Annotated in this window: 20 protein-coding genes and 2 rRNA genes (1 of these 22 running past the window's edge); 14 read left to right on the top strand and 8 right to left on the bottom strand. The window is 64.6% G+C overall.

Translation table 11 applies throughout. From position 1 onward, the window contains the following. The 12 genes from ABUE11_RS02550 to ABUE11_RS02605 form a co-directional block, all read left to right on the top strand. Window positions 1–2,767, top strand: a 23S ribosomal RNA gene (locus ABUE11_RS02550); it begins 110 nt to the left of the window's first position. Window positions 2,768–2,889: 122 nt separating this feature from the next. Then, a 5S ribosomal RNA gene (gene rrf, locus ABUE11_RS02555) occupies window positions 2,890–3,002 on the top strand. A gap of 96 nt (window positions 3,003–3,098) precedes the next feature. Beyond that, window positions 3,099–3,494: a MerR family DNA-binding transcriptional regulator gene (locus tag ABUE11_RS02560; protein WP_367067496.1), complete on the top strand. Its 396-nt coding sequence runs from the start codon at window positions 3,099–3,101 to the stop codon at window positions 3,492–3,494. Between the two features lie 123 nt (window positions 3,495–3,617). Then, a complete protein-coding gene (locus ABUE11_RS02565) occupies window positions 3,618–4,808 on the top strand; it encodes an isovaleryl-CoA dehydrogenase (protein WP_367067497.1) in 1,191 nt (396 codons plus the stop codon). 69 nt (window positions 4,809–4,877) lie between these two features. After that, complete coding sequence (can, locus tag ABUE11_RS02570) at window positions 4,878–5,540, top strand: carbonate dehydratase (RefSeq protein WP_367067498.1); 663 nt, start codon at window positions 4,878–4,880, stop codon at window positions 5,538–5,540. Between the two features lie 32 nt (window positions 5,541–5,572). Then, window positions 5,573–7,399, top strand: coding sequence for a bifunctional isocitrate dehydrogenase kinase/phosphatase (aceK, locus tag ABUE11_RS02575; protein ID WP_367067499.1), 1,827 nt, complete (start codon window positions 5,573–5,575; stop codon window positions 7,397–7,399). Next, window positions 7,396–8,586 carry an acetyl-CoA C-acyltransferase gene (locus tag ABUE11_RS02580; RefSeq protein ID WP_367067500.1) on the top strand — a complete coding sequence of 397 codons (1,191 nt, stop codon included), beginning with the start codon at window positions 7,396–7,398 and terminating at the stop codon, window positions 8,584–8,586. Before aceK ends, ABUE11_RS02580 begins: the two co-directional genes overlap by 4 nt. A gap of 71 nt (window positions 8,587–8,657) precedes the next feature. After that, entirely contained in the window at window positions 8,658–9,326 is a 669-nt protein-coding gene (locus ABUE11_RS02585) for an SDR family oxidoreductase (protein WP_367067501.1), read from the top strand. 22 nt (window positions 9,327–9,348) lie between these two features. Further along, a complete protein-coding gene (locus tag ABUE11_RS02590) occupies window positions 9,349–10,479 on the top strand; it encodes an acyl-CoA dehydrogenase family protein (protein WP_367067502.1) in 1,131 nt (376 codons plus the stop codon). Then, a complete protein-coding gene (locus ABUE11_RS02595; protein WP_367067503.1) occupies window positions 10,479–10,883 on the top strand; it encodes a YchJ family metal-binding protein in 405 nt (134 codons plus the stop codon). The genes ABUE11_RS02590 and ABUE11_RS02595 overlap by 1 nt, the downstream gene beginning before the upstream one ends. A gap of 37 nt (window positions 10,884–10,920) precedes the next feature. Beyond that, entirely contained in the window at window positions 10,921–11,580 is a 660-nt protein-coding gene (locus ABUE11_RS02600) for an HAD family phosphatase (RefSeq protein WP_367067504.1), read from the top strand. Window positions 11,581–11,666: 86 nt separating this feature from the next. Beyond that, window positions 11,667–14,591 carry an EAL domain-containing protein gene (locus tag ABUE11_RS02605; RefSeq protein ID WP_367067505.1) on the top strand — a complete coding sequence of 975 codons (2,925 nt, stop codon included), beginning with the start codon at window positions 11,667–11,669 and terminating at the stop codon, window positions 14,589–14,591. Window positions 14,592–14,619: 28 nt separating this feature from the next. Here the strand turns inward: ABUE11_RS02605 and ABUE11_RS02610 are convergent, their stop codons facing one another. Then, window positions 14,620–15,432 carry a hypothetical protein gene (locus tag ABUE11_RS02610; RefSeq protein ID WP_367067506.1) on the bottom strand — a complete coding sequence of 271 codons (813 nt, stop codon included), beginning with the start codon at window positions 15,430–15,432 and terminating at the stop codon, window positions 14,620–14,622. Between the two features lie 659 nt (window positions 15,433–16,091). On the opposite strand from ABUE11_RS02610, the gene ABUE11_RS02615 reads away from it, so the two are divergent. Both ABUE11_RS02615 and ABUE11_RS02620 read left to right on the top strand, forming a co-directional pair. Then, the gene (locus tag ABUE11_RS02615) at window positions 16,092–16,412 is read left to right on the top strand and encodes a c-type cytochrome (protein ID WP_367067507.1); all 321 of its coding nucleotides are present in this window, start codon (window positions 16,092–16,094) and stop codon (window positions 16,410–16,412) included. Beyond that, window positions 16,409–16,651 carry a hypothetical protein gene (locus ABUE11_RS02620; protein ID WP_367067508.1) on the top strand — a complete coding sequence of 81 codons (243 nt, stop codon included), beginning with the start codon at window positions 16,409–16,411 and terminating at the stop codon, window positions 16,649–16,651. Before ABUE11_RS02615 ends, ABUE11_RS02620 begins: the two co-directional genes overlap by 4 nt. 4 nt (window positions 16,652–16,655) lie before the next feature. Here the strand turns inward: ABUE11_RS02620 and ABUE11_RS02625 are convergent, their stop codons facing one another. The 7 genes from ABUE11_RS02625 to pqqA are packed head-to-tail and all read right to left on the bottom strand — an operon-like array spanning window position 16,656 to window position 21,520. Then, window positions 16,656–17,927, bottom strand: a complete 1,272-nt coding sequence (locus tag ABUE11_RS02625) for an FCSD flavin-binding domain-containing protein (RefSeq protein WP_367067509.1) — start codon at window positions 17,925–17,927, stop codon at window positions 16,656–16,658. Further along, window positions 17,924–18,292 carry a c-type cytochrome gene (locus ABUE11_RS02630; protein ID WP_367067510.1) on the bottom strand — a complete coding sequence of 123 codons (369 nt, stop codon included), beginning with the start codon at window positions 18,290–18,292 and terminating at the stop codon, window positions 17,924–17,926. Before ABUE11_RS02630 ends, ABUE11_RS02625 begins: the two co-directional genes overlap by 4 nt. A gap of 8 nt (window positions 18,293–18,300) precedes the next feature. Continuing rightward, entirely contained in the window at window positions 18,301–19,449 is a 1,149-nt protein-coding gene (gene pqqE / locus ABUE11_RS02635) for a pyrroloquinoline quinone biosynthesis protein PqqE (RefSeq protein WP_367067511.1), read from the bottom strand. After that, the gene (gene pqqD, locus ABUE11_RS02640) at window positions 19,433–19,729 is read right to left on the bottom strand and encodes a pyrroloquinoline quinone biosynthesis peptide chaperone PqqD (RefSeq protein ID WP_367067512.1); all 297 of its coding nucleotides are present in this window, start codon (window positions 19,727–19,729) and stop codon (window positions 19,433–19,435) included. Before pqqD ends, pqqE begins: the two co-directional genes overlap by 17 nt. Further along, the gene (gene pqqC / locus ABUE11_RS02645; RefSeq protein ID WP_367068726.1) at window positions 19,719–20,456 is read right to left on the bottom strand and encodes a pyrroloquinoline-quinone synthase PqqC; all 738 of its coding nucleotides are present in this window, start codon (window positions 20,454–20,456) and stop codon (window positions 19,719–19,721) included. The genes pqqD and pqqC overlap by 11 nt, the downstream gene beginning before the upstream one ends. A 16-nt stretch (window positions 20,457–20,472) precedes the next feature. After that, the gene (gene pqqB, locus ABUE11_RS02650; protein WP_367068727.1) at window positions 20,473–21,393 is read right to left on the bottom strand and encodes a pyrroloquinoline quinone biosynthesis protein PqqB; all 921 of its coding nucleotides are present in this window, start codon (window positions 21,391–21,393) and stop codon (window positions 20,473–20,475) included. A 52-nt stretch (window positions 21,394–21,445) separates the two neighbouring features. Further along, a complete protein-coding gene (gene pqqA / locus ABUE11_RS02655; RefSeq protein WP_084301274.1) occupies window positions 21,446–21,520 on the bottom strand; it encodes a pyrroloquinoline quinone precursor peptide PqqA in 75 nt (24 codons plus the stop codon). Between the last annotated feature and the right edge of the window lie 16 nt (window positions 21,521–21,536).

Below are 21,536 nucleotides of genomic sequence, written 5' to 3' on the forward strand. Positions count from 1 at the left end.
GTCTCTGAATGGGGAAACCCACCCGCAAGGGTATCGTTGACTGAATACATAGGTCAACGAGGCGAACCGAGTGAACTGAAACATCTAAGTAGCTCGAGGAAAAGACATCAACCGAGATTCCGAAAGTAGTGGCGAGCGAAATCGGAGGAGCCTTCTAGTGATAGTCAGACGGTTAACAAAACGGCATGGAAAGGCCGGCCATAGTAGGTGATAGCCCTGTATGTGAAAACCGACTGGTGGTACTGAGCTAGAGAAAAGTAGGGCGGGGCACGAGAAACCCTGTCTGAACATGGGGGGACCATCCTCCAAGGCTAAATACTCATCATCGACCGATAGTGAACCAGTACCGTGAGGGAAAGGCGAAAAGAACCCCGGGAGGGGAGTGAAATAGATCCTGAAACCGCATGCTTACAAAAAGTCGGAGCCCTTCGGGGTGACGGCGTACCTTTTGTATAATGGGTCAGCGACTTACATTCAGTGGCGAGCTTAACCGAGTAGGGGAGGCGTAGAGAAATCGAGTCCGAACAGGGCGATCGAGTCGCTGGGTGTAGACCCGAAACCAAGTGATCTATCCATGGCCAGGATGAAGGTGCCGTAACAGGTACTGGAGGTCCGAACCGACTAGTGTTGCAAAATTAGCGGATGAGCTGTGGATAGGGGTGAAAGGCTAAACAAACTTGGAAATAGCTGGTTCTCTCCGAAAACTATTTAGGTAGTGCCTCAAGTATTACCTGCGGGGGTAGAGCACTGTTTTGGCTAGGGGGTCATGGCGACTTACCAAACCAAGGCAAACTCCGAATACTGCAGAGTACAGCTTGGGAGACAGAGCACCGGGTGCTAACGTCCGGACTCAAGAGGGAAACAACCCAGACCGCCAGCTAAGGTCCCTAAAATTGGCTAAGTGGGAAACGAAGTGGGAAGGCTAAAACAGTCAGGATGTTGGCTTAGAAGCAGCCATCATTTAAAGAAAGCGTAATAGCTCACTGATCGAGTCGTCCTGCGCGGAAGATGTAACGGGGCTAAGCCAGTTACCGAAGCTGCGGATGTGCAATTTATTGCACGTGGTAGGAGAGCGTTGTGTAAGCCTGTGAAGGTGTCTGGTAACGGATGCTGGAGGTATCACAAGTGCGAATGCTGACATGAGTAGCGTTAAAGCGGGTGAAAAGCCCGCTCGCCGTAAGCGCAAGGTTTCCTACGCAACGTTCATCGGCGTAGGGTGAGTCGGCCCCTAAGGCGAGGCAGAGATGCGTAGCTGATGGGAAACAGGTCAATATTCCTGTACCGATCAATAGTGCGATGTGGGGACGGAGAAGGTTAGCTCAGCCAACTGTTGGATATGTTGGTTCAAGCCTGTAGTCGTGCCTGGTAGGCAAATCCGCCGGGCTGAGATGAGAGGTGATAACGAGGGTGCTTGCACCTGAAGTGAGTGATACCCTGCTTCCAGGAAAAGCCACTAAGCTTCAGCTATTGACGACCGTACCGCAAACCGACACTGGTGCGCGAGATGAGTATTCTAAGGCGCTTGAGAGAACTCAGGAGAAGGAACTCGGCAAATTGATACCGTAACTTCGGGAGAAGGTATGCCGCAAGTAGGTGAACTTGTACAAAGGGAGCCCAAAGCGGTTGCAAAAAATCGGTGGCTGCGACTGTTTAATAAAAACACAGCACTCTGCAAACACGAAAGTGGACGTATAGGGTGTGACGCCTGCCCGGTGCTGGAAGATTAAATGATGGGGTGCAAGCTCTTGATTGAAGTCCCAGTAAACGGCGGCCGTAACTATAACGGTCCTAAGGTAGCGAAATTCCTTGTCGGGTAAGTTCCGACCTGCACGAATGGCGTAACGATGGCCACACTGTCTCCTCCTGAGACTCAGCGAAGTTGAAATGTTTGTGATGATGCAATCTCCCCGCGGAAAGACGGAAAGACCCCATGAACCTTTACTGTAGCTTTGTATTGGACTTTGAACGGATCTGTGTAGGATAGGTGGGAGGCTTTGAAGTGAGGTCGCTAGATCTCATGGAGCCGACGTTGAAATACCACCCTGGTGCGTTTGAGGTTCTAACCCAGGTCCCTTATCGGGATCGGGGACAGTGCATGGTAGGCAGTTTGACTGGGGCGGTCTCCTCCCAAAGCGTAACGGAGGAGTTCGAAGGTACGCTAGTTACGGTCGGACATCGTGACGATAGTGCAATGGCATAAGCGTGCTTAACTGCGAGACTGACAAGTCGAGCAGATGCGAAAGCAGGACATAGTGATCCGGTGGTTCTGTATGGAAGGGCCATCGCTCAACGGATAAAAGGTACTCTGGGGATAACAGGCTGATACCGCCCAAGAGTTCATATCGACGGCGGTGTTTGGCACCTCGATGTCGGCTCATCTCATCCTGGGGCTGTAGTCGGTCCCAAGGGTATGGCTGTTCGCCATTTAAAGAGGTACGTGAGCTGGGTTTAAAACGTCGTGAGACAGTTTTGTCCCTATCTTCCGTGGGCGCTGCAGATTTGAGGAAGCCTGCTCCTAGTACGAGAGGACCGGAGTGGACACACCTCTGGTGTACCTGTTGTCACGCCAGTGGCATCGCAGGGTAGCTAAGTGTGGAAGAGATAACCGCTGAAAGCATCTAAGCGGGAAACTCGTTTCAAGATGAGATCTGCCGGGGCCTCGAGCCCCCTGAAGGGTCGTTGTAGACCACGACGTTGATAGGCTGGGTGTGGAAGTGCAGCAATGCATTAAGCTAACCAGTACTAATTGCCCGTGCGGCTTGACCCTATAACTTTGATCGTTCCAACGAACAAGGACTGTTGTGCCAAGCACGCAATCAAATTACCCCTGATTCCTGACTCTATGAATTCGCCAGGCAGTGCTCCATCACTGCCCAGCACCAAGTTATGCCTGATGACCATAGCAAGTCGGTCCCACTCCTTCCCATCCCGAACAGGACAGTGAAACGACTTCGCGCCGATGATAGTGCGGGTCCCCGTGTGAAAGTAGGTCATCGTCAGGCTCTTACAGCCCAAACCGCCCTCCCGCTCCTACGAGTGGGAGGGCGTTTTGCTTTGTGCTTCCGGTGTACCATTGACGTTCACGTCAACGTCAATAAATGGCTACCTACACCATCAGTGATCTTGCCCGGGAGTTTGATCTCACCACCCGTGCGATGCGTTTTTATGAAGACATGGGTCTCGTGCGGCCCGAGCGCACGGGCCCCGGGGGGCGCAACCGTGTCTACAGCGCACGCGACCGCACGCGCCTGAAGCTGACGCTGCGCGCCAAGCGGCTTGGCCTGTCGTTGAACGAGGCCAAGGAAATCATCGACCTCTACGACAGCCCGCGCGACACGGGCGTGCAACTGCGCAAATTCCTCGAGGTTCTGGCCATCCATCGCAAACAGCTCGAGGCGCAGATGAGGGATCTTCAGGCCAATCTCGACGAGGTACGCGAACATGAACGCGAGGCCATGGAACTGCTCGCAAAAGTTGAACCGCAGCCACAGTAATGTTGGCATAATTGACGTTTACGTAAACGTCATTTGTGGGCGTTGCCGGCCCTGCCCGTTGAAGGCAGCATCAGGGCGCCTGCCAGGCACGTTCCCAGCCAATTTCGATCCAGGAGACTACCGATGAGCATTGCCACCCAGTTGCCAGGCCTGAACTTCCAGTTGGGCGACGACATCGATGCACTGCGCGACGCCGTGCGTGAGTTTGCGCAGGACCAGATTGCGCCGCGTGCCGGCGAGATCGACCGCACCGATCAGTTCCCCATGGACCTGTGGCGCAAGATGGGTGACCTTGGCGTGCTTGGTATCACCGTGCCCGAGGAGTTTGGCGGCGCCAACATGGGTTACCTGGCCCATATGGTGGCCATGGAGGAGATCTCGCGTGCCAGCGCCTCGGTGGGTCTGTCCTATGGCGCACACAGCAATCTGTGCGTGAACCAGATCAACCGCAACGGCAACGCCGCGCAGAAGGCGAAATACCTGCCCAAGCTGATCAGCGGCGAGCATGTCGGGGCGCTGGCCATGAGCGAGCCCGGCGCCGGCTCGGACGTCATCAGCATGAAGCTCAAGGCCGAGGACAAGGGTGGCTACTACCTGCTCAACGGCAGCAAGATGTGGATCACCAACGGCCCCGATGCCGACACCCTGGTGGTCTACGCCAAGACCGAGCCCGAGCTGGGCGCGCGCGGCGTCACGGCCTTTCTGATCGAAAAGGGCATGCCCGGGTTTTCCATCGCGCAGAAGCTCGACAAGCTCGGCATGCGCGGCAGCCACACGGGCGAGCTGGTGTTCCAGGACGTCGAAGTGCCGGCGGAGAACGTGCTCGGCCAGGTCAACGGCGGCGCCAAGGTGCTCATGAGCGGCCTGGACTACGAGCGCGCCGTGCTGACCGGCGGGCCTCTGGGCATCATGCAGGCGGTGATGGACAACGTGATTCCCTACATCCACGACCGCAAGCAGTTCGGCCAGAGCATTGGTGAATTCCAGCTCATCCAGGGCAAGGTGGCCGACATGTACACCGTGCTGCAGGCGGCGCGCAGCTTTGCCTACACGGTCGCCAAGAATCTGGACATGCTGGGCACCGAGCATGTGCGCCAGGTGCGCAAGGATTGCGCCAGCGTCATCCTGTGGACGGCCGAGAAGGCCACTTGGATGGCGGGCGAGGGCATCCAAGTCCACGGCGGCAACGGCTATATCAACGAATATCCGCTGGGCCGCCTGTGGCGCGATGCGAAACTCTATGAAATCGGCGCCGGCACCAGCGAAATCCGTCGCATGCTGATCGGCCGCGAGCTGTTCGCAGAGACCTGCTGACAGACCGCTGAGCCCGGCGCTGAGCCCGGGCGTCACGGCCCACTCTTCCACCAACCAAGGACCCACTACATGACCACCGCCTCCATCGACGAGCTGTTTGCCCACAATCAGGAATGGGCCGCACGGATGGAGCGCGATCGGCCCGGCTTCTTCACTGCCTTGCTCGCGCAGCAGAAGCCGCGCTACATGTGGATAGGCTGCTCCGACAGCCGCGTGCCTGCCAACCAGATCACGGGCTTGGAGCCGGGCGAGGTGTTCGTGCACCGCAACATCGCCAACGTGGTCGTGCCCACCGACCTGAACTGCCTGTCCACCATCCAGTATGCGGTGGACCAGCTCAAGGTCGAGCACCTGATGGTCGTGGGCCACTACGGCTGTGGCGGCGTGCTCGCGGCGCTGCAGGACGCGCGCATCGGCCTGGCGGACAACTGGATCCGCCATGTGAAGGATGTGCGCGACAAGCATGCGGCCCTGCTCGCCGGCCTTGACCTGCAGTGGCGCCACGACGCGCTGTGCGAACTCAACGCCATCGAGCAGGTGCTCAACATCGCGCATTCGACGGTGATACAGGACGCCTGGGCGCGCGGCCAGAAGGTGCAGCTGCATGGCTGGTGCTACAGCCTGCACAACGGCCTGATCACCAACTTGCACATGACCGTGCCCGATGTGGCGGGCCTGGAGGAGGCGCACCGCAAGGCCGTCGACGCGGTCGCCAGCCGCGTGCGCCAATAGGGCTGTTCACCCGCCGTTCCGCAGGCCCGGAAATGTTCCCCGAACGGCTCGACGCTCCGCAGGCCTATGACATCGCCAAGGCGATGATGGACGGCTTCAACCGTCATTACCGCCTGTTTCGCGCCGAGTCCGCGCGCGCCAAGCACCGCTTCGAGACGGCCGACTGGCATGGCCAGCAGCGCGCCCAGCGCGAGCGCATCGAGTTCTACGACCTGCGCGTCAAGGAATGCGTGCGCCGGCTCGACAAGGAATTCGGCGCCGGTGGCCTGCCCATGGAGGTATGGCACCAGGTCAAGCTGCACTACATCGGGCTCATGGTGAACCACCTGCGGCCCGAGCTGGCCGAGACCTTCTTCAACTCGGTCACCACCAAGATCCTGCACCGCACGCATTTCCACAACGACTTCATCTTCGTGCGGCCCGCGGTCAGCACCGAATACATAGAGAGCGACGACCCTCAGGCGCGTCCCACCTACCGCGCCTACTACCCGGCGCAGGATGGCCTGGTGGCGGCGCTGACCCATCTCATCGAGGACTTCGGGCTACAGCGCCCATTCCAAGACCTGGCGCGCGATGTGGGCTGCGTGGCGCATGCCATGGAGCAACGCCTGGGCGCGACCAAGCTGCGCAGCAACTTCCAGATCCAGGTGCTCTCCAGCCTGTTCTTCCGCAACAAGGGTGCGTATGTGGTGGGCAAGCTGATCAATGGCTTCAACGAACTGGCGTTTGCGCTGCCCGTGCTGCATGGCGAGCAGGGCGGCCTGGTCATCGACGCGGCGCTGTTCGGCGAGAACGACCTGCAGATGCTGTTTTCCTTCGCGCGCGCCTACTTCATGGTCGACATGGAGATACCGAGCGCCTATGTGCAGTTCCTGCGCAGCCTGATGCCGAGAAAGCCCCGCGCCGAGCTCTACAGCGCGCTCGGCCTGGCCAAGCAGGGCAAGACGCTCTTCTATCGCGACTTTCTGCAGCACCTCAAATACTCCAGCGACAAGTTCCGCATCGCGCCCGGCATCAAGGGCATGGTCATGCTGGTGTTCGACCTGCCGAGCTTTCCCTACGTGTTCAAGCTCATCAAGGACCAGTTCCCGGCGCCCAAGGAGACCACGCGCGAGCAGGTGCAGGCCAAGTACCTGCTGGTCAAGCAGCACGACCGCGGGGGCCGCATGGCCGACACTCTGGAATACAGCCTGGTGGCCTTTCCGCGCAGCCGCTTCTCCGACGAGCTCATCGAGGAGATCCGCAGGCACGCGCCGAGCCAGCTCGAGATCAGCGACCGCGACGGCGACGGCCAGCAGGAGGTCATCATCAAGCATCTGTACATCGAGCGGCGCATGGTCCCGCTCAACATCCATCTGCAGGAATGCCTGGAGGCCGGCCTCGACAAGCCCGAGGCGGCGAGCGCGCTCGAGCATGCGGTGCTCGAATACGGCAACGCCATCAAGGACATGGTGGCGGCCAACATCTTCCCAGGCGACATGCTGTGGAAGAACTTCGGCATCACGCGCAACGGCAAGGTCGTGTTCTACGACTACGACGAGATCGAGTACCTCACGGACTGCAACTTCCGCCGCGTGCCGCCGCCGCGCTGCGAGGAGGACGAGCTCTCGGGCGAGGTCTGGTGGCCCGTGGGCCCGCGCGACGTGTTCCCCGAGACCTTCGGCCCGTTTTTGCTCGGCAACGGCGCCGTGCGCGAGCTCTTCATGCGCCACCACGCCGACCTGCTCGATGTCGACTTCTGGCAGTCGCACAAGGAGCGCATCCAGGCCGGCCATGTCTACGACGTGTTTCCCTACGACGCGGCGCGGCGTTTTGGCTGCGCAGCGTCATCCAACCCCACTCAAGGAGATTCCCAATGAGCCAGCATCAAGACCCCATCGTCATCGTCGGCGCCGCGCGCACGCCCATGGGCGCCTTCCAGGGCGCGTTCTCCGACCTGGCTGCCCATGACCTGGGCGGCGCCGCCATCAAGGCCGCCGTGGCACGCGCCGGCATTGCGCCCGAGAAGGTTGACGAGGTGCTGTTCGGCAACTGCCTGATGGCAGGCCAGGGCCAGGCGCCCGCGCGCCAGGCCGGCCACAAGGGCGGGCTGCCGCGCAGCACGGGCGCGGTGACGCTGTCCAAGATGTGCGGCGCGGGCATGGAGGCCACCATCCTCGCGCACGACCAGCTCGTCGCCGGCAGCCGCGACGTGATGGTCTCTGGCGGCATGGAGAGCATGACCAACGCCCCCTATCTGCTCAAGAAGGGCCGCGGCGGCTACCGCATGGGCCACGACAAGATCTTCGACCACATGATGCTCGACGGCCTCGAAGACGCCTACGAGGCCGGCCGCTCCATGGGCACCTTCGGCGAGGACTGCGCCGCCAAGTACCAGTTCACGCGCGAGCAGCAGGACGCCTTTGCGATCGCCAGCGTGCAGCGCGCGCAGGACGCGATCAACTCCGGCGCGTTCAAGGACGAGATCACGCCCGTGACGTTCAGCACGCGCAAGGGTGAGGTCACGGTGGATCAGGACGAAGGCCCGCTCAAGATCCGCCTGGACAAGATCCCCACCTTGAAGCCCGCGTTCAAGAAGGACGGCACCATCACGGCGGCCGCCAGCTCCAGCATCAACGACGGCGCGGCCGCCCTGGTGCTGATGCGCCAGTCCACCGCCCAGCAGCTGGGCTGCAAGCCGCTGGCCAAGATCGTTGCCCACGCCACGCACGCGCAGGAGCCCGACTGGTTCACCACCGCCCCCATCGGCGCGACCGAGAAGGTGCTGAAAAAGGCCGGCTGGACGGTGGGCGACGTGGACCTGTGGGAGATCAACGAGGCCTTCGCCGTCGTGCCCATGGCGCTGATGCACGACCTCAAGGTGCCGCACGACAAGGTCAACGTGCATGGCGGCGCCTGCGCGCTGGGCCACCCGATCGGCGCCAGCGGCGCGCGCATTCTGGTCACGCTGCTGTATGCGCTGCGCCAGCAGGGCAAGAAGCGCGGCCTGGCCACGCTGTGCATAGGCGGCGGCGAGGCCACGGCCATGGCCATCGAACTGGTGTGAGTGGAATACTCATGATTTGATAGCTGCTCGCGCTTGCTGGACAAGCGCTGGCGGCCATTTTTATATCAACAATGCCAACGGTCTTGGTGATAGGCGCCTCGCGCGGCATAGGTCTGGAGTTTGTGCGCCAGTACGCGCAGGACGGCTGGCGCGTGCTGGCCACCGTGCGTGACGAGGCCGGCCGCGCGCGCGTGCAGGCCCTGGGCGCGCAGGCGCTGACGGTGGACGTGGCGAAAAGCGCCAGCGTCAGCGGCCTGGCCTGGATGCTCGACGGCGAGAAGATCGACGTCGCGCTCTACGTGGCCGGCGTGCTGCGCCAGCCGGGCGCGCGCACGCCGCCCACGCAGCAGGACTTCGACGCCGTCATGCACACCAATGTGCTCGGCGCCATGCAGGCTCTGCCGCAGGTGGCGCCGCTGGTCGAGGCTGCGGGCGGCGTGTTCGCCTTTCTGTCCAGCGGCATGTCGCAGATTGCCAGCGTGCCGGCCAGCGACTGCTGGCTGTACCGCGTGAGCAAGACCGCGCTCAACATGGCCGTGGCTGCGGCGCAGCACGACTATCCCCAGGCCACCCTGATCACCATGGACCCGGGCTGGGTGCGCACCGACATGGGCGGCGCCGGCGCGCCGCTGGACGTGGCGCACAGCGTGCGCGACATGCGCGCCGTGCTGGCCGGCGTCACGCCCCAGGACAAGGGCCGGCTGCTGCACCACGACGGCCGCCGCGCCACGCATTGGTAGACAACACACAAGGACGACAAACATGCTGCTCACACCCGACCAGGAAATGATCCGCGACGCCGTGCGCGCCTTTGCCCAGCAGGAGCTCTGGCCCAACGCCGCGCGCTGGGACAGGGAGCACCACTTCCCCAGGGACGCCCACCAGGGCCTGGCCGCACTGGGCGCCTACGGCATCTGCGTGCCCGAGGAACTGGGCGGCGCGGGGCTGGACTACCTCACCCTGGCCCTGGTGCTCGAGGAAATCGCCGCCGGCGACGGCGGCACCAGCACCGCCATCAGCGTGACCAACTGCCCTGTCAACGCCATCCTCATGCGCTACGGAAACGCCGAGCAAAAGCGCGACTGGCTCACGCCCCTGGCGCGCGGCGAGATGCTCGGCGCGTTCTGCCTCACCGAGCCGCATGTGGGCTCGGACGCCTCGGCCCTGCGCACCACGGCCGTCAAGGACGGCGACGAGTACGTGATCAACGGCGTCAAGCAGTTCATCACCAGCGGCAAGAACGGCCACGTGGCCATCGTCATCGCCGTGACCGACAAGGGCGCGGGCAAGAAGGGCATGAGCGCCTTCCTCGTGCCCACCAATACGCCGGGCTACGTGGTCGCGCGGCTCGAAGACAAGCTCGGCCAGCACAGCAGCGACACGGCGCAGATCCACTTCGACAACTGCCACATCCCGGCCCAGAACCTCATCGGCGCCGAGGGCGAGGGCTACAAGATCGCGCTGGGCGCACTCGAAGGCGGGCGCATAGGCATCGCCGCGCAAAGCGTGGGCATGGCCAGGAGCGCCTTCGAGGCCGCGCTGGCCTACAGCAAGGAGCGCGAGAGCTTTGGTACACCCATCTTCAACCACCAGTCCGTGGGCTTCCGGCTGGCCGACTGCGCCACGCAGATCGAGGCCGCGCGCCAGCTCATCTGGCATGCTGCGGCCCTGCGCGACGCGGGCCGGCCCTGCCTGAAGGAGGCGGCCATGGCCAAGCTGTTCGCCAGCGAAATGGCCGAGCGCGTGTGCAGCGCCGCCATCCAGACCCTGGGCGGCTACGGCGTGGTCAGCGACTTCCCCGTCGAGCGCATCTACCGCGACGTGCGCGTGTGCCAGATCTATGAGGGCACGAGCGACGTGCAAAAAATCATCATCGGGCGCGCGCTGGCGTGATGGGGCCGTCTCCCTGCCCCTGCGGCCGCGTTGACGCGCGGCGCCGTCCGCTGGCCTATGCCGACTGCTGTGGACGTTTCATCGATCATTTGGAGGACTGCCCGGCACCCGATGCCGAGAGCCTGATGCGTTCGCGCTACACCGCCTTCGTGCGCGAGGATGCCGCCTATCTATTGGCCACCTGGCAGACTGCGCGGCGGCCCGAGCGGCTGGACTTCGAGCCCGGCGTGCGCTGGCTGGGCCTGCAGGTGCGCGCCCACCTGCCGCTGGACGCGACCCATGCCGTGGTCGAGTTCGTCGCGCGCCAGCGCGACGCCACAGGCCGCGCCCATCGGCTGCACGAACGCAGCCGCTTCGTGCGCGAGGCGGGGCGCTGGTACTACGTGGATGGCGAACTGTACTGATGCCAGGCATGATCGCTATCCTCCTGGACCGAACCCCATGAACTTCGATGCCATCCTGTTCGACTGCGACGGCGTGCTCGTCGACAGCGAGCCCATCACCAACGGTGTGCTGTGCGACATGCTCAACGAGGCCGGCTGGCCGCTGTCGCGCGCCGAATGCATGCGGCTGTTCATAGGCAAGACGGTGCGCAGCGAGGCCGCACGCATTGAGGCGGAGACGGGGCGCCCGCTCACGGATGCCTGGATGGCGGAGTTCTACGCGCGTCGGAACATGCGTCTCAGGGCCGAACTGGTCGCCATTCCCAACGCCGTGGAGGCCGTGCGTGTCGTGCATGCACGGCTGCAGGGGCGCATTGCCTGCGCCTCGGGGGCGGATCGCCAGAAGGTGGAGATGCAGCTGAGCCAGGTCGGACTGGCCCCGCTGTTCGCGGGGCGCATATTCAGTGGCCATGAGATGCCGCGCACCAAACCCGCGCCCGACGTCTATCTGGCAGCCGCTGCGGCATTGGGCGTGGCACCTGCGCGCTGCCTCGTTGTCGAGGATACCGTGACAGGTGTAATGGCTGGTGTTGCCGCCGGCGCTACCGTGGTGGGCTACAGCTCCGCGGATGTTGGCCCTCACTCGCATGAGTCGCTAAGAGCTGCGGGAGCGACTGTTGTGCTTGGCGATATGGGGCAATTGCCGACATTAATTTAAGCAACAGGCAAAATGGTACGAAAATAACAACAGGAAATGTTTGATGCCTTTGCGGGGACGGGAGTCCCGCCTGTGAATATTTTCTTGTGAAGCCTTCCGTCACCTCTATCGTGCCGAGCCCGTGGAGCCGCCTGTCGGCTGCGGCGGAGCACATCTATTGGAAGTTGCTGATCGTCGGTCTGCCTTGCGCCATGCTTGTGCTGACGGTGCTGGCGCTGCTGACCTGGGTGCCGCGCTACGCCTTCGAAGACCCCGTGCCAGTCCCCGTGCGTGTTCTGCAGGACGGTGATGTGAGGCTCGACCCGGCCGGTGCCTTGCGTGCCCTGGCACGGGAGCAGCCGGTGCTGCTGCACGACACCCAGTTGGCCGAAAAGCCATTCTGGTTCAGTTTTGCGGTGCCTGCGCCGCGGCCCGGCGAGGCGGCGGTGATCGAGTTTCCCTCGCGGCACATGATCGATGTGGCTTGCTGGGAGGGTGACGGGCTCGCGCCGCTTGGCAGTGCGGATCGCGTCAATGCACAGGGACTGCTGTTCGAGTCGCGCGCCGGTTTCGGGTTGCGCCCCGAGGGGTTGACTGCCGGCACGACCGTGCTGTGCGAGGCGAGCTTCGTGGGCCCCGCGCGCCTGACCGTGCAGCAGTGGGACGAGGGGGCCTTGGCCATGGCAGGGCGCGTGTTCGAGCGCAACGCCGGCTTGCTCGAGGGCGGCATCCTGATGCTGGCGTTGTTCGTGTTCATCACGGCGCTCATCAATCGCAATGCCACCTATGTGCTGTTTGCCGTGTGGCTGGTGATCAATCTGCGCATGGGAGCATTGTCGACGGGCTGGGATCTGCAGTGGCTGGGGCACAACGTTCCCGTCGAGGGGATTTCGCGCGGGCGCGAAGTCACCATCGCGCTGCTGTATGTGGTGACGTTTGCGCTGTTCCGATCACTGTTCCTGAAGGAGGTCGTGGGGGTTGGCCTGCGCGCCCTGCTGGCAGTGACGCAATGGTCGACCGTGCTGATGCTGGCGCTGTCCGTGACGCTGCCGTACGCGCAGTTTTTGCCTCTGGTCTGGGTCGCGAGCACGGTCGGGAGCCTGGTGTTGCTCGCTGTGCTGGTGCGCATCGTCGTGCTCACTCGCTCACCGGTCGCGGCTTGGTATGGAGCGGCCATTGCCGTGATGCTGCTCGCCAGCGTTTACGAGGTCGTGGCGGCAGCCTTTGGCCTGCAGGAATGGATAGGCTCCATCAACAGCGTCACCGCGGCGCTCGCGTCCAGCCTGCTGGCGACCATGGCGATCGCGGCCCAGATGCGCCAGGAGCATGAGCAGCGGGTGCAGGCCCAGGCCAAGCTCGAGCAGAGTTTCGAGGTCATGCCGCTGGGGCTGTTCACCCTCGATCTTCAGGGTAGGTTTGTCGCTGCCAATCCGGCCATGCGGGCGGCGCTCGGAGCCCGCGTGGTGGAGCAAGGGGGAGGCCACTGGGATCACTACTTCACCTCCGTGGACTGGCAGCACATGCTCAAGGCCTTGCTGGCTCAGCCTGTGGCCGAGTTCGAGCTCGTGGGCCGCGCCAGCGCCCGCTCTCCCCGTGGCAGGCGCTTTCTGGTGCGTGCCTCGCTCGCGGGCGAGCGCATCGAGGGTTCGCTGCAGGATGTCACCGAGCGCTCGCTGGCAACCGAACGCCTGCAATACCTTGCGCACCATGATCCGCTGACGCAGGTGCTCAACCGCGAAGCCATCCGCGCCGAGCTCGATTGGTCATTGCACGGCGCTGGCGCGGGCGGCGCACTGGCGCTGGCCTTTCTGGATCTGGACCGCTTCAAGCTCATCAATGACCTGTTCGGTCACTATGCCGGTGATGAGGTGCTGCGCCAGGTCTGCGCACGCACCAAGGCCTTGTTGCAGGAAGGCATGCACCTGGGGCGCATGGGGGGGGACGAGTTCATTCTGCTGATGCCCGGCCGCGGCATGGCCCAGGCCCGCGCCGTTTGTCAGTCCATTGTGGACAGCATAGCCGGTCAACCCTACCGCGTGGGCGACCGATCGTTCTACGTGCGCGGCTCCATAGGCCTGGTGGAGGTCGCGGCCGGCAGTTCGACCAAGGATGCCATCTCCACGGCCGATCGTGCCTGCCGCGAGGCCAAGCAAAGCCGCGGCAGCCATTTGGTGGTGTTCGAGCGCCACTCGCCCGCGCTCCTGGAGCACGAGGCCGAGATCCGCCTGGCCGGGCAGTTGTCCGCCTCGGATGATCTCCAAGGCCTGCACTTGGCCATGCAACCCATCATGTCGCTGCGCGAGCCCGCGCAGTCGCTCGATTTCGAGGTGCTGCTGCGCATGCGCGACGCCCGCGGTGAGGATGTGCCGACGACGCGCCTGATCACCGCGGCCGAGAAGAGCGGGCGCATGAGTGTGATAGACCGTTGGGTATTAAGGCAGACGCTGTCATGGGTGCGCGAGCATCAGGGCCGGTTGCCGCACACGCGCTTCATCTGCATGAACCTCAGTGGCGCCTCGCTCAACGACGAGACCTTTGTGCAGGACGCCGTCGAGTTGCTGCGGCACTACGCCGACGTGGCCCATTACCTGTGCCTGGAGATCACCGAGAGCGTGGCCTTGCACGACCTGGAGAACACCCGGCGTTTCATCGCACAGGTGCATGAACTCGGCGCCAAGGTGGCGCTCGACGACTTCGGGGCCGGCTACACCTCGTTCTCCTACCTCAAGGAGCTCAGAGGGGATCTGCTCAAGATCGACGGCAGCTTCATCGTGAACATGAACCAGCACCCGGCCAATGTGGCCATCGTCGAGGCCATCGTCGGTCTGGCGCGCAACCTGGGCATGAGGACGGTGGCGGAATGGGCCGAGGACGGCGCGACGGTGCAGGCCCTGGCCGAGATCGGCATCGACTATGTGCAGGGCTTTGCCATCGCCCGGCCGCAGTCTCCGGAGCGACTGCTGGAAATGTGCTCATCGGCCGATCTGGTCAACGACCCCGAACTGCTGCATTCCCTGCCACTGCAGGCGTGATCCACGGGCCGTCGAGCGCTCGCCAGGCTCACATGATTTGCAGCGGGGCCGTCAATTCCACGGGCGCCGGGGCGGAGTCAGGCTCCGAATCCTCCACAGGCATGTCAAGGAGGATGTCGGGATGGTGCGTTTCGACCATGAACTTGAACAGTGGGTGATGCACCTTCGCCCAGCGCTCCTGCGCCGTGCGTACCTCGAACTTCAGCACGCGGTGGGGCAGGTTGCCGACATGGCTCATCGGGATGTAGCCGCGCTCCGGATACACGTCCTCGAACAGCATGCGCAGGTACTGTCGATCGATGGGCGCGCGCCCCGTCACCACCATCCAGTCGATGCCGCTGTGCAGGCAATAGAGGTAGAACGCCTTGAACAGCACGGTCTTGACCAGGGTGCCTTCGCGTCCTTCCGCCACGCCCAGTCGTGTGGCCTCGGCCAGCAGGCTGCTGCCCAGCTCGGGCGGCAGGGGCAGCGACTCTTCCAGCGCCAGGGGCGCATAGCGGTTGGTCTGGATGCGCATGGTGCCCAGCGGTGAGCCGTCGAGATGGGATTCGGCGAGCAGCACCACGGCGCCATCGGCGAAGTCTGCGGCCTCGGGCTGCTGCAGGTTGCGGGCGAGATCGGGCACATGGCGCGCGTAGGCGGCATGGCGTATGTAGACCGCCTTGTGCAGGGCCTCTGCGTCGCCGACCACCCGCACGGAGAATGGAAGCCGCTCCTCAACCATGGCCACAGGCCCCGAATCCGGGCTGATGCCAAGGTCGTAGGCATATGGCGCGGCATGCCGCAAGACCAGCGGGGCGGGGGCGCCTGGCTCTGGAGGAACAACGGACTGCGAAATCATGTTCAGGTCTCCCGGCCCGTCGGACATGCAGGCCATGTGTTCCACTATCGCGGCGCCTGAGGCGACCAAGTCTGCGGATGAATGGTTGAAGTTCCCTCTTTTTCGCAGCACCGAACGGGGCGCGATGCGAGAGCAATGCACTGGTCGAGCCCGAAAAACGTTGTCCCATCCCCGTACCACCCTCAACGCCGGTCTGATGCCGCGCGTCACCTTTTTGATCGGTCATTCCTGCCTGCCTGGCCTGGAGTTGTGAATCTGTTTCACTGGCACAGGTAAATTCTGTTGGGCGTCAAGTCGTGTTACGTAAATTCAGGTAACTGTCGCCTATGTGACGTCTCGATGATTGCCAGATGTTTTTCGCTTGACGGCGCGTCGCGGGAGTGCAATTCGTAACCATTTCGCTGCCGTGGTTGTTGTATTTGCGCACATGGATGGTCGGTCGTGCAGGCATTGAGGGGCTGGCTCTCTCACTGCCCCATCGCTTTGCCGCCACTGTCGTGGCAAGGGACACAGGGCGCTGCTTCATTCCTGAACACTTGGGCGCCGATCTGACACGTTCGTGCACACCAAAAGGGGGTGACTGTTCCACGCGCAGGCTGGCATGGATGTTGCGCTACCAGGAGGCCTAGTCTTTGAATTTCTCTGAAGGGTCTTCCTCCATGCGCAAGCTCATCGTCATCGCCTCGCTGTGGGCCGCCGCTGCGGCCCATGCCTCCACCGACCTGAATGCCGCGGCCGAGATCGCCAAGAACAATGGCTGCTACAGCTGCCATGCGGCGGCCGAGAAGATCGTCGGCCCCGCGTTCAGTTCGGTGGCCGAGAAATACGCCGGCGACAAGGACGCCGTGGCCACGCTCGCGCAGTCCATCCAGATGGGCTCCAAGGGCAAATGGGGGCGTGCCGCCATGCCCGCGCATTCCAGCCTCAGCACGCAGGACCTGAAGCTGCTCGCCGGCTGGGTTCTGAGCACCAAGCCATGAGCTGCGCCGTCATGGCGGACACCCATCCGCGTACCTTGCTCGGAGCGGCCCTGGCCATGCTCGAGCCCGCAGTCGATGCGCAGGGCAGGCACCTGCAGGCACATGCCGCCTGCCTGCTGGGCGACTATCCGCGCGCGCGACGCCTGTGGGAGGCGCTGGCGCAGGAGGGCGACGACGAGGCCATGGCGCAGCTGACCCGGCTCGCCCGCCTGGCGCGTGGCGTGGGTGGCGCCGAATAGCGTCTCAGCGATCCCAGATGTCCGCGCCGATGGCCGCGTACCAGTCCGCGCCCTGGCGCGCCTCGGCCGCGCGGTGCGCGGGCGGGGCGTCCAGGGGGCTCACGCCCACGCTGTGCGGCAGATCGATGATGCGCCCCTCCTGCGCGCGGTACACGCCCACGACCGAGATGCCGTAGCCCGGCGCCAGCAGGCTGTAGCAGGTGTTGGCGTACCAGGCCGTGGGCGCGGCCTGGCCGGACAGCTCGGCGGCTATGGCCGCGGCCACCACCTTGCCCTGGTTGTTCGCGGCAAAGCCGGACTTCGGAATCGGCCCGGCCAGGGCCGCGTCGCCCAGTACATGGATGCCGGGCGCGCGCGGCGAGGCCAAGTTCTCGCCGCGCACCGGGGCCCAGCCGCTGGCGTCGGTCACGCCCGCGCGCTCGGCGATCAGCCCGGCCTTCTGCGGCGGGATGACGTTGAGCACATCGGCCCGGTGGCGCGCGCCAAAGGCCGTCTCGACTTCGAGCGCGCGCGCATCCACGCGCACCACCTGGCCGTCCTGCGCCAGGCTCACCCATTCGAGCAGGTCGCCGTACAAGGCCTTCCAGCCCTGCAGGAACAGCTCCTTCTTCGAGAAATTGTTCTTCGCATCCAGCAGCAGCAGCTTGCTGCGCGGCTTGTGTGTCTTGAGGTAATGCGCGACCAGGCTGGCGCGCTCGTAGGGCCCGGGCGGGCAGCGGAAGGGGTTGTCGGGGATGACCATCACAAAGCGCCCGCCGTCGGGCATGGCCTCGAGCTGACGGCGCAGCAGCTGCGTCTGCGCGCCGGCCTTCCAGGCGTGCGGTGCCAGCTCCGCCGCGGCCCGGTCATAGCCCTCGAGCGCGCCCCAGCGCATGTCCACGCCGGGCGAGAGCACGAGGCGGTCCCATGGCAGCCAATCGCCCGTGTCCAGCCGCAGCCGGCGCCGCGCGCCGTCCACATCCTCGGCGCGGGCATGCACCACCTGCACGCCCGCGGCGCGCAGGCCGTGGAAGCCGTGGCCGATGCTGTCCCAGCTGCGCAGCCCGGCCAGGTAATGGTTGGAGAAGGGGCAGGTGACAAAGCGCTCGGCCGGCTCGACCAGCGTCACCTCGACCTGCGGCGCCCACAGACGCAGATAGCGCGCCACGGTGGCGCCGCCAAAGCCGCCGCCGACCACAACGACGCGCGCGCTGGAAGCTTGCGCGCGCACGATGGCGGGCGCGGCCAGGCCGACGGCGCCGAGCAGGATCTGGCGGCGCTGCAGCGCAGTGCTCATGGATGCCCTCCGGGCGGAGCCGCAAACCAGCGCGCCAGCGCCTGCATCTGCTCCAGGTCATAGCCCTGCATGAGCAGCGGCATGACCGTGGCGCCGGCCACCCGTCCCGCCTTGAAGGCCTGCATGCGCTCGAGCAGCGCGGCGCTGGTCTGGCCACGCAGGGCCGGGATGCTGCTGCTGCCCGCCGGCGGCCGGCCGTCGGGGCCGTGGCAGGTGACGCAGTTGCCGGCCAGCAGGGCCGTATCCAGCGGGGATGCCGGCGCGGCCTGGGCGGCGGGGGATTCAGCGGAGGGTTCAGCAGCCCTGGGCTGCGCCAGGCAGCAGACCGCCAAAGCTATTGAAACAATAGCTTTTCGCGCTTGCATGGCAAGGGCTAGTGGCATTTTTGACCCGAGTTTCCTTCGCTCGCCGGTGCCGTGGGATTGCTGCGAAACACAATGGGTATCTGCCTGCGCGTGGCGGCCTGCTCGCGCAACTGCACGATGTGCCCATGCATGGGCGACTTGCTGCACACCGGGTCGGTGGCGGCGGCATCGCCCGTGACCATGAAGGCCTGGCAGCGGCAGCCGCCAAAGTCCTTGTGGCGCTCGCTGCAGCTGCGGCAGGGCTCCTGCATCCAGTCCTCGCCGCGGTAGGCGTTGAAGGCCTGGCTGCGCTGCCAGATGTCGGCGATGCTTTGCTCGCGCACATCGGGCAGCCGTATGCCCGGCAGGTCGCGCGCGTTGTGGCAGGGCATGGCCAGGCCGTCGGGCGCGATGGACAGAAACACCGAACCCCAGCCGTTCATGCAGGCCTTGGGGCGTTCCTCGAAGTAGTCGGGCACGACGAACAGCAGGCGGCAGCGGTTGCCTATGCGCTCGCGGTAGCGCTGCACCACGGCCTCGGCCTCCTGCAGTTGCTCTCGCGTGGGCATGAGGTGGTCGCGGTTGCGCCAGGCCCAGCCGTAGTACTGGGTGTTGGCCAGCTCCAGGTATTCGGCGCCCAGCTCCAGCGCCATGTCGATGATGGCGCCCACATGCGGCAGGTTGTGGCGGTGCAGCACGCAGTTCATCACCATGGGCCAGTCGTTGTCCTTGATGATGTGGGCGACCTTTTTCTTGAGCTCGAAGGTCTTGGTGTGGCTCAGAAAGTCGTTCATCTCGCGCGTGCTGTCCTGGAACGACAGCTGCACATGATCGAGCCCCGCGTCCTTCAATCGCCTGGCGCGCTCGGGCGTGAGGCCCACGCCAGAGGTCAGCAGATTGGTGTAGTAGCCGAGCCCGCGCGCCTCCTGTACCAGCTCCTCGAGGTCATCGCGCACCAGCGGCTCACCGCCCGAGAAGCCCAGCTGCGCCGCGCCCAGCGCGCGCGCCTGGCGCATCACATCGACCCACTGCGCGGTGGTGAGCTCGGCGCGCGCGTGCCGCAGCTCGGTCGGGTTGTAGCAGAACACGCAGTGCAGCGGACAGCGGTAGGTCAGCTCGGCGAGCAGCCACAGCGGTGGCCCGGCCGTCGGGGCACTGGTTTCAGTCGAGCCAGCCACGGCTGGTGCCCTCGTCGATCAGCGCCTGCACCTGCGCGCCTATGCCCTGGGTGTCGAACAAGGCCTCGAGCTCGTGCACGATGTCGCTCACGCTGTGGCGCCCGTCGCAGCGCCGCAGGATCTCGGCGGCGCTGTCGTTGAGCTGCACCATGCCCTCGGGGTAGAGCAGCACCCAGCGCGTCTGCGCGGCCTCGTACTGCAGGCGCAGCCGGCGCGACAGGCGGGGCAGACCCGGGGGCTCCACGGGGTCCAGGGATCGGGGGGTGATGTCAGGCTGCATGGCAGGCTTTCTCAATGGCGTCGAGCATGCTCCACAGGATGTCGAGCTTGAACTGCAGGATGTCGAGCGCGCGCTCTTGCTGCGCGCGGGTGGTGAAATGTTCCAGCGTCACGCGCAGGCCATGCTCGACGTCGCGGCCGGCCAGCGGGATGCGGCTGCGAAAGTACTGCAGGCCCTCGGCCTCTATCCACGGGTAATGCTGCGGCCAGGTGGCCAGCCGGTCCTTGTGGATCTGGGGCGCGAACATCTCGGTCAGCGACGAGCACACGGCCTCCTGCCAGGGCGCGCGGGCGGCAAAGCTCACATAGGCATCGCAGGCAAAGCGCACACCGGGCACCACGCGGCGCAGCGACCAGAGCTCGTCGCGGCCGATGCCCACGGCCTCGCCCAGGCGCGTCCAGGCCTCGATGCCGCCCGCGGCCGCGCCCTGGTGGTCGCCATAGCCGTCATGGTCGAGGATGCGCTCCACCCACAGGCGCCGGTGCGCGCGGTCGGGCATGTTGGCCAGGATGGCCGCGTCCTTGCGCGGTATGCAGACCTGGTAGTAGAAGCGGTTGGCCACCCAGCAGCGCAGCTCCTCGGGCGTGCAGCCGCCGCCGTTCATGCGCACATTGAACGGGTGGTGAATGTGATAGGCGCGCCCCTTGTTGCGCAGCTGCGCCTCGAACTCGGCCGCGCTCCAGGCGGGCAGGCTGGGGTCGGGCGCAGGGGAGGTGGCGATGTCCATCATGACGGCCTCTCGGTCAGAACAGGATCTCCATGCCGTCATGGGCGACCTCCACGCCGGCGGCCGTGAGCTCGGCGCGCTCGGGGGAGTCCTCGTTCAGGATGGGGTTGGTGTTGTTGATGTGGATGAGCACCTTGCGCACGCGGGCGGGCAGTCGCGCCAGATGTTCGAGCATGCCGCCCGCACCGCTTTGCGGCAGATGGCCCATGTCGAGCGCGGTCTTGGAGGACAGGCCCAGGCGCTGCATCTCGTCCATGTGCCAGAAGGTGCCATCGACCAGCACCACGTCGCAGCCGGCCATGAGGTCCAGGAGCTGGGGCGTCATCTGGCCCAGGCCCGGGGCGTAGAAAACCCGGCGGCCATTGGCCGGATTGGCCAGCACCAGGCCGATGTTGTCGCCCGGCCGGGGCGATCCGCGAAACGGCGAATACGGTGGCGGCTTGGAGTCCAGCGCCACGGCGTGCAGCGTGATGTCTGGCAGGCCGGGCACGGCGAAGGCGCGGCCGTCGCACTGCAGGGCGTGGGTCTGCACGCCGCAGTAATGCGACAGGATCTGGGTGATGGGAAAGCCTGAGCCAATGTCGGACAGCACCTGCGGCGTGGCCAGGAGCGGCAGCGGCGTGCCGCGCTCGCGCAGCATGAGCAGCCCGGTGACATGGTCGATCTGCGCATCCATGAGCAGCACGGCGGCAATGCCGCTGTCGCGCCGCGCGCGCGCCGGCTGCAGCACCGGGTTGTCGCGGATCTGCGTGAGGATGTCGGGCGAGGCGTTGATCAGCAGCCAGTCCAGCCCATTGGCGCTGACCGCAATCGATGACTGGGTGCGTGCACGGGCATGCAGGCTGCCGTCGCGCAGCCCCTTGCATTGGGGGCAGTTGCAGTTCCACTGCGGAAAGCCACCGCCGGCCGCAGAACCGAGCACACGCAGATACATGATGCAGTTTCTCCTTGAACCCCGGGCGGGTTGCCCCGCCCGGGATGCCGCAGGCTCAACGGTTGGCGATGTACATGGTGATCTCAAAACCGAAACGCAGATCGGTGAAGGCGGGTGCGGTCCATTGCATGGTGGTCTCCTTAAAG

The organism is Oryzisolibacter sp. LB2S (genome assembly GCF_040732315.1).
GTDB classification, from domain to species: Bacteria; Pseudomonadota; Gammaproteobacteria; order Burkholderiales; family Burkholderiaceae_C; genus Alicycliphilus; species Alicycliphilus soli.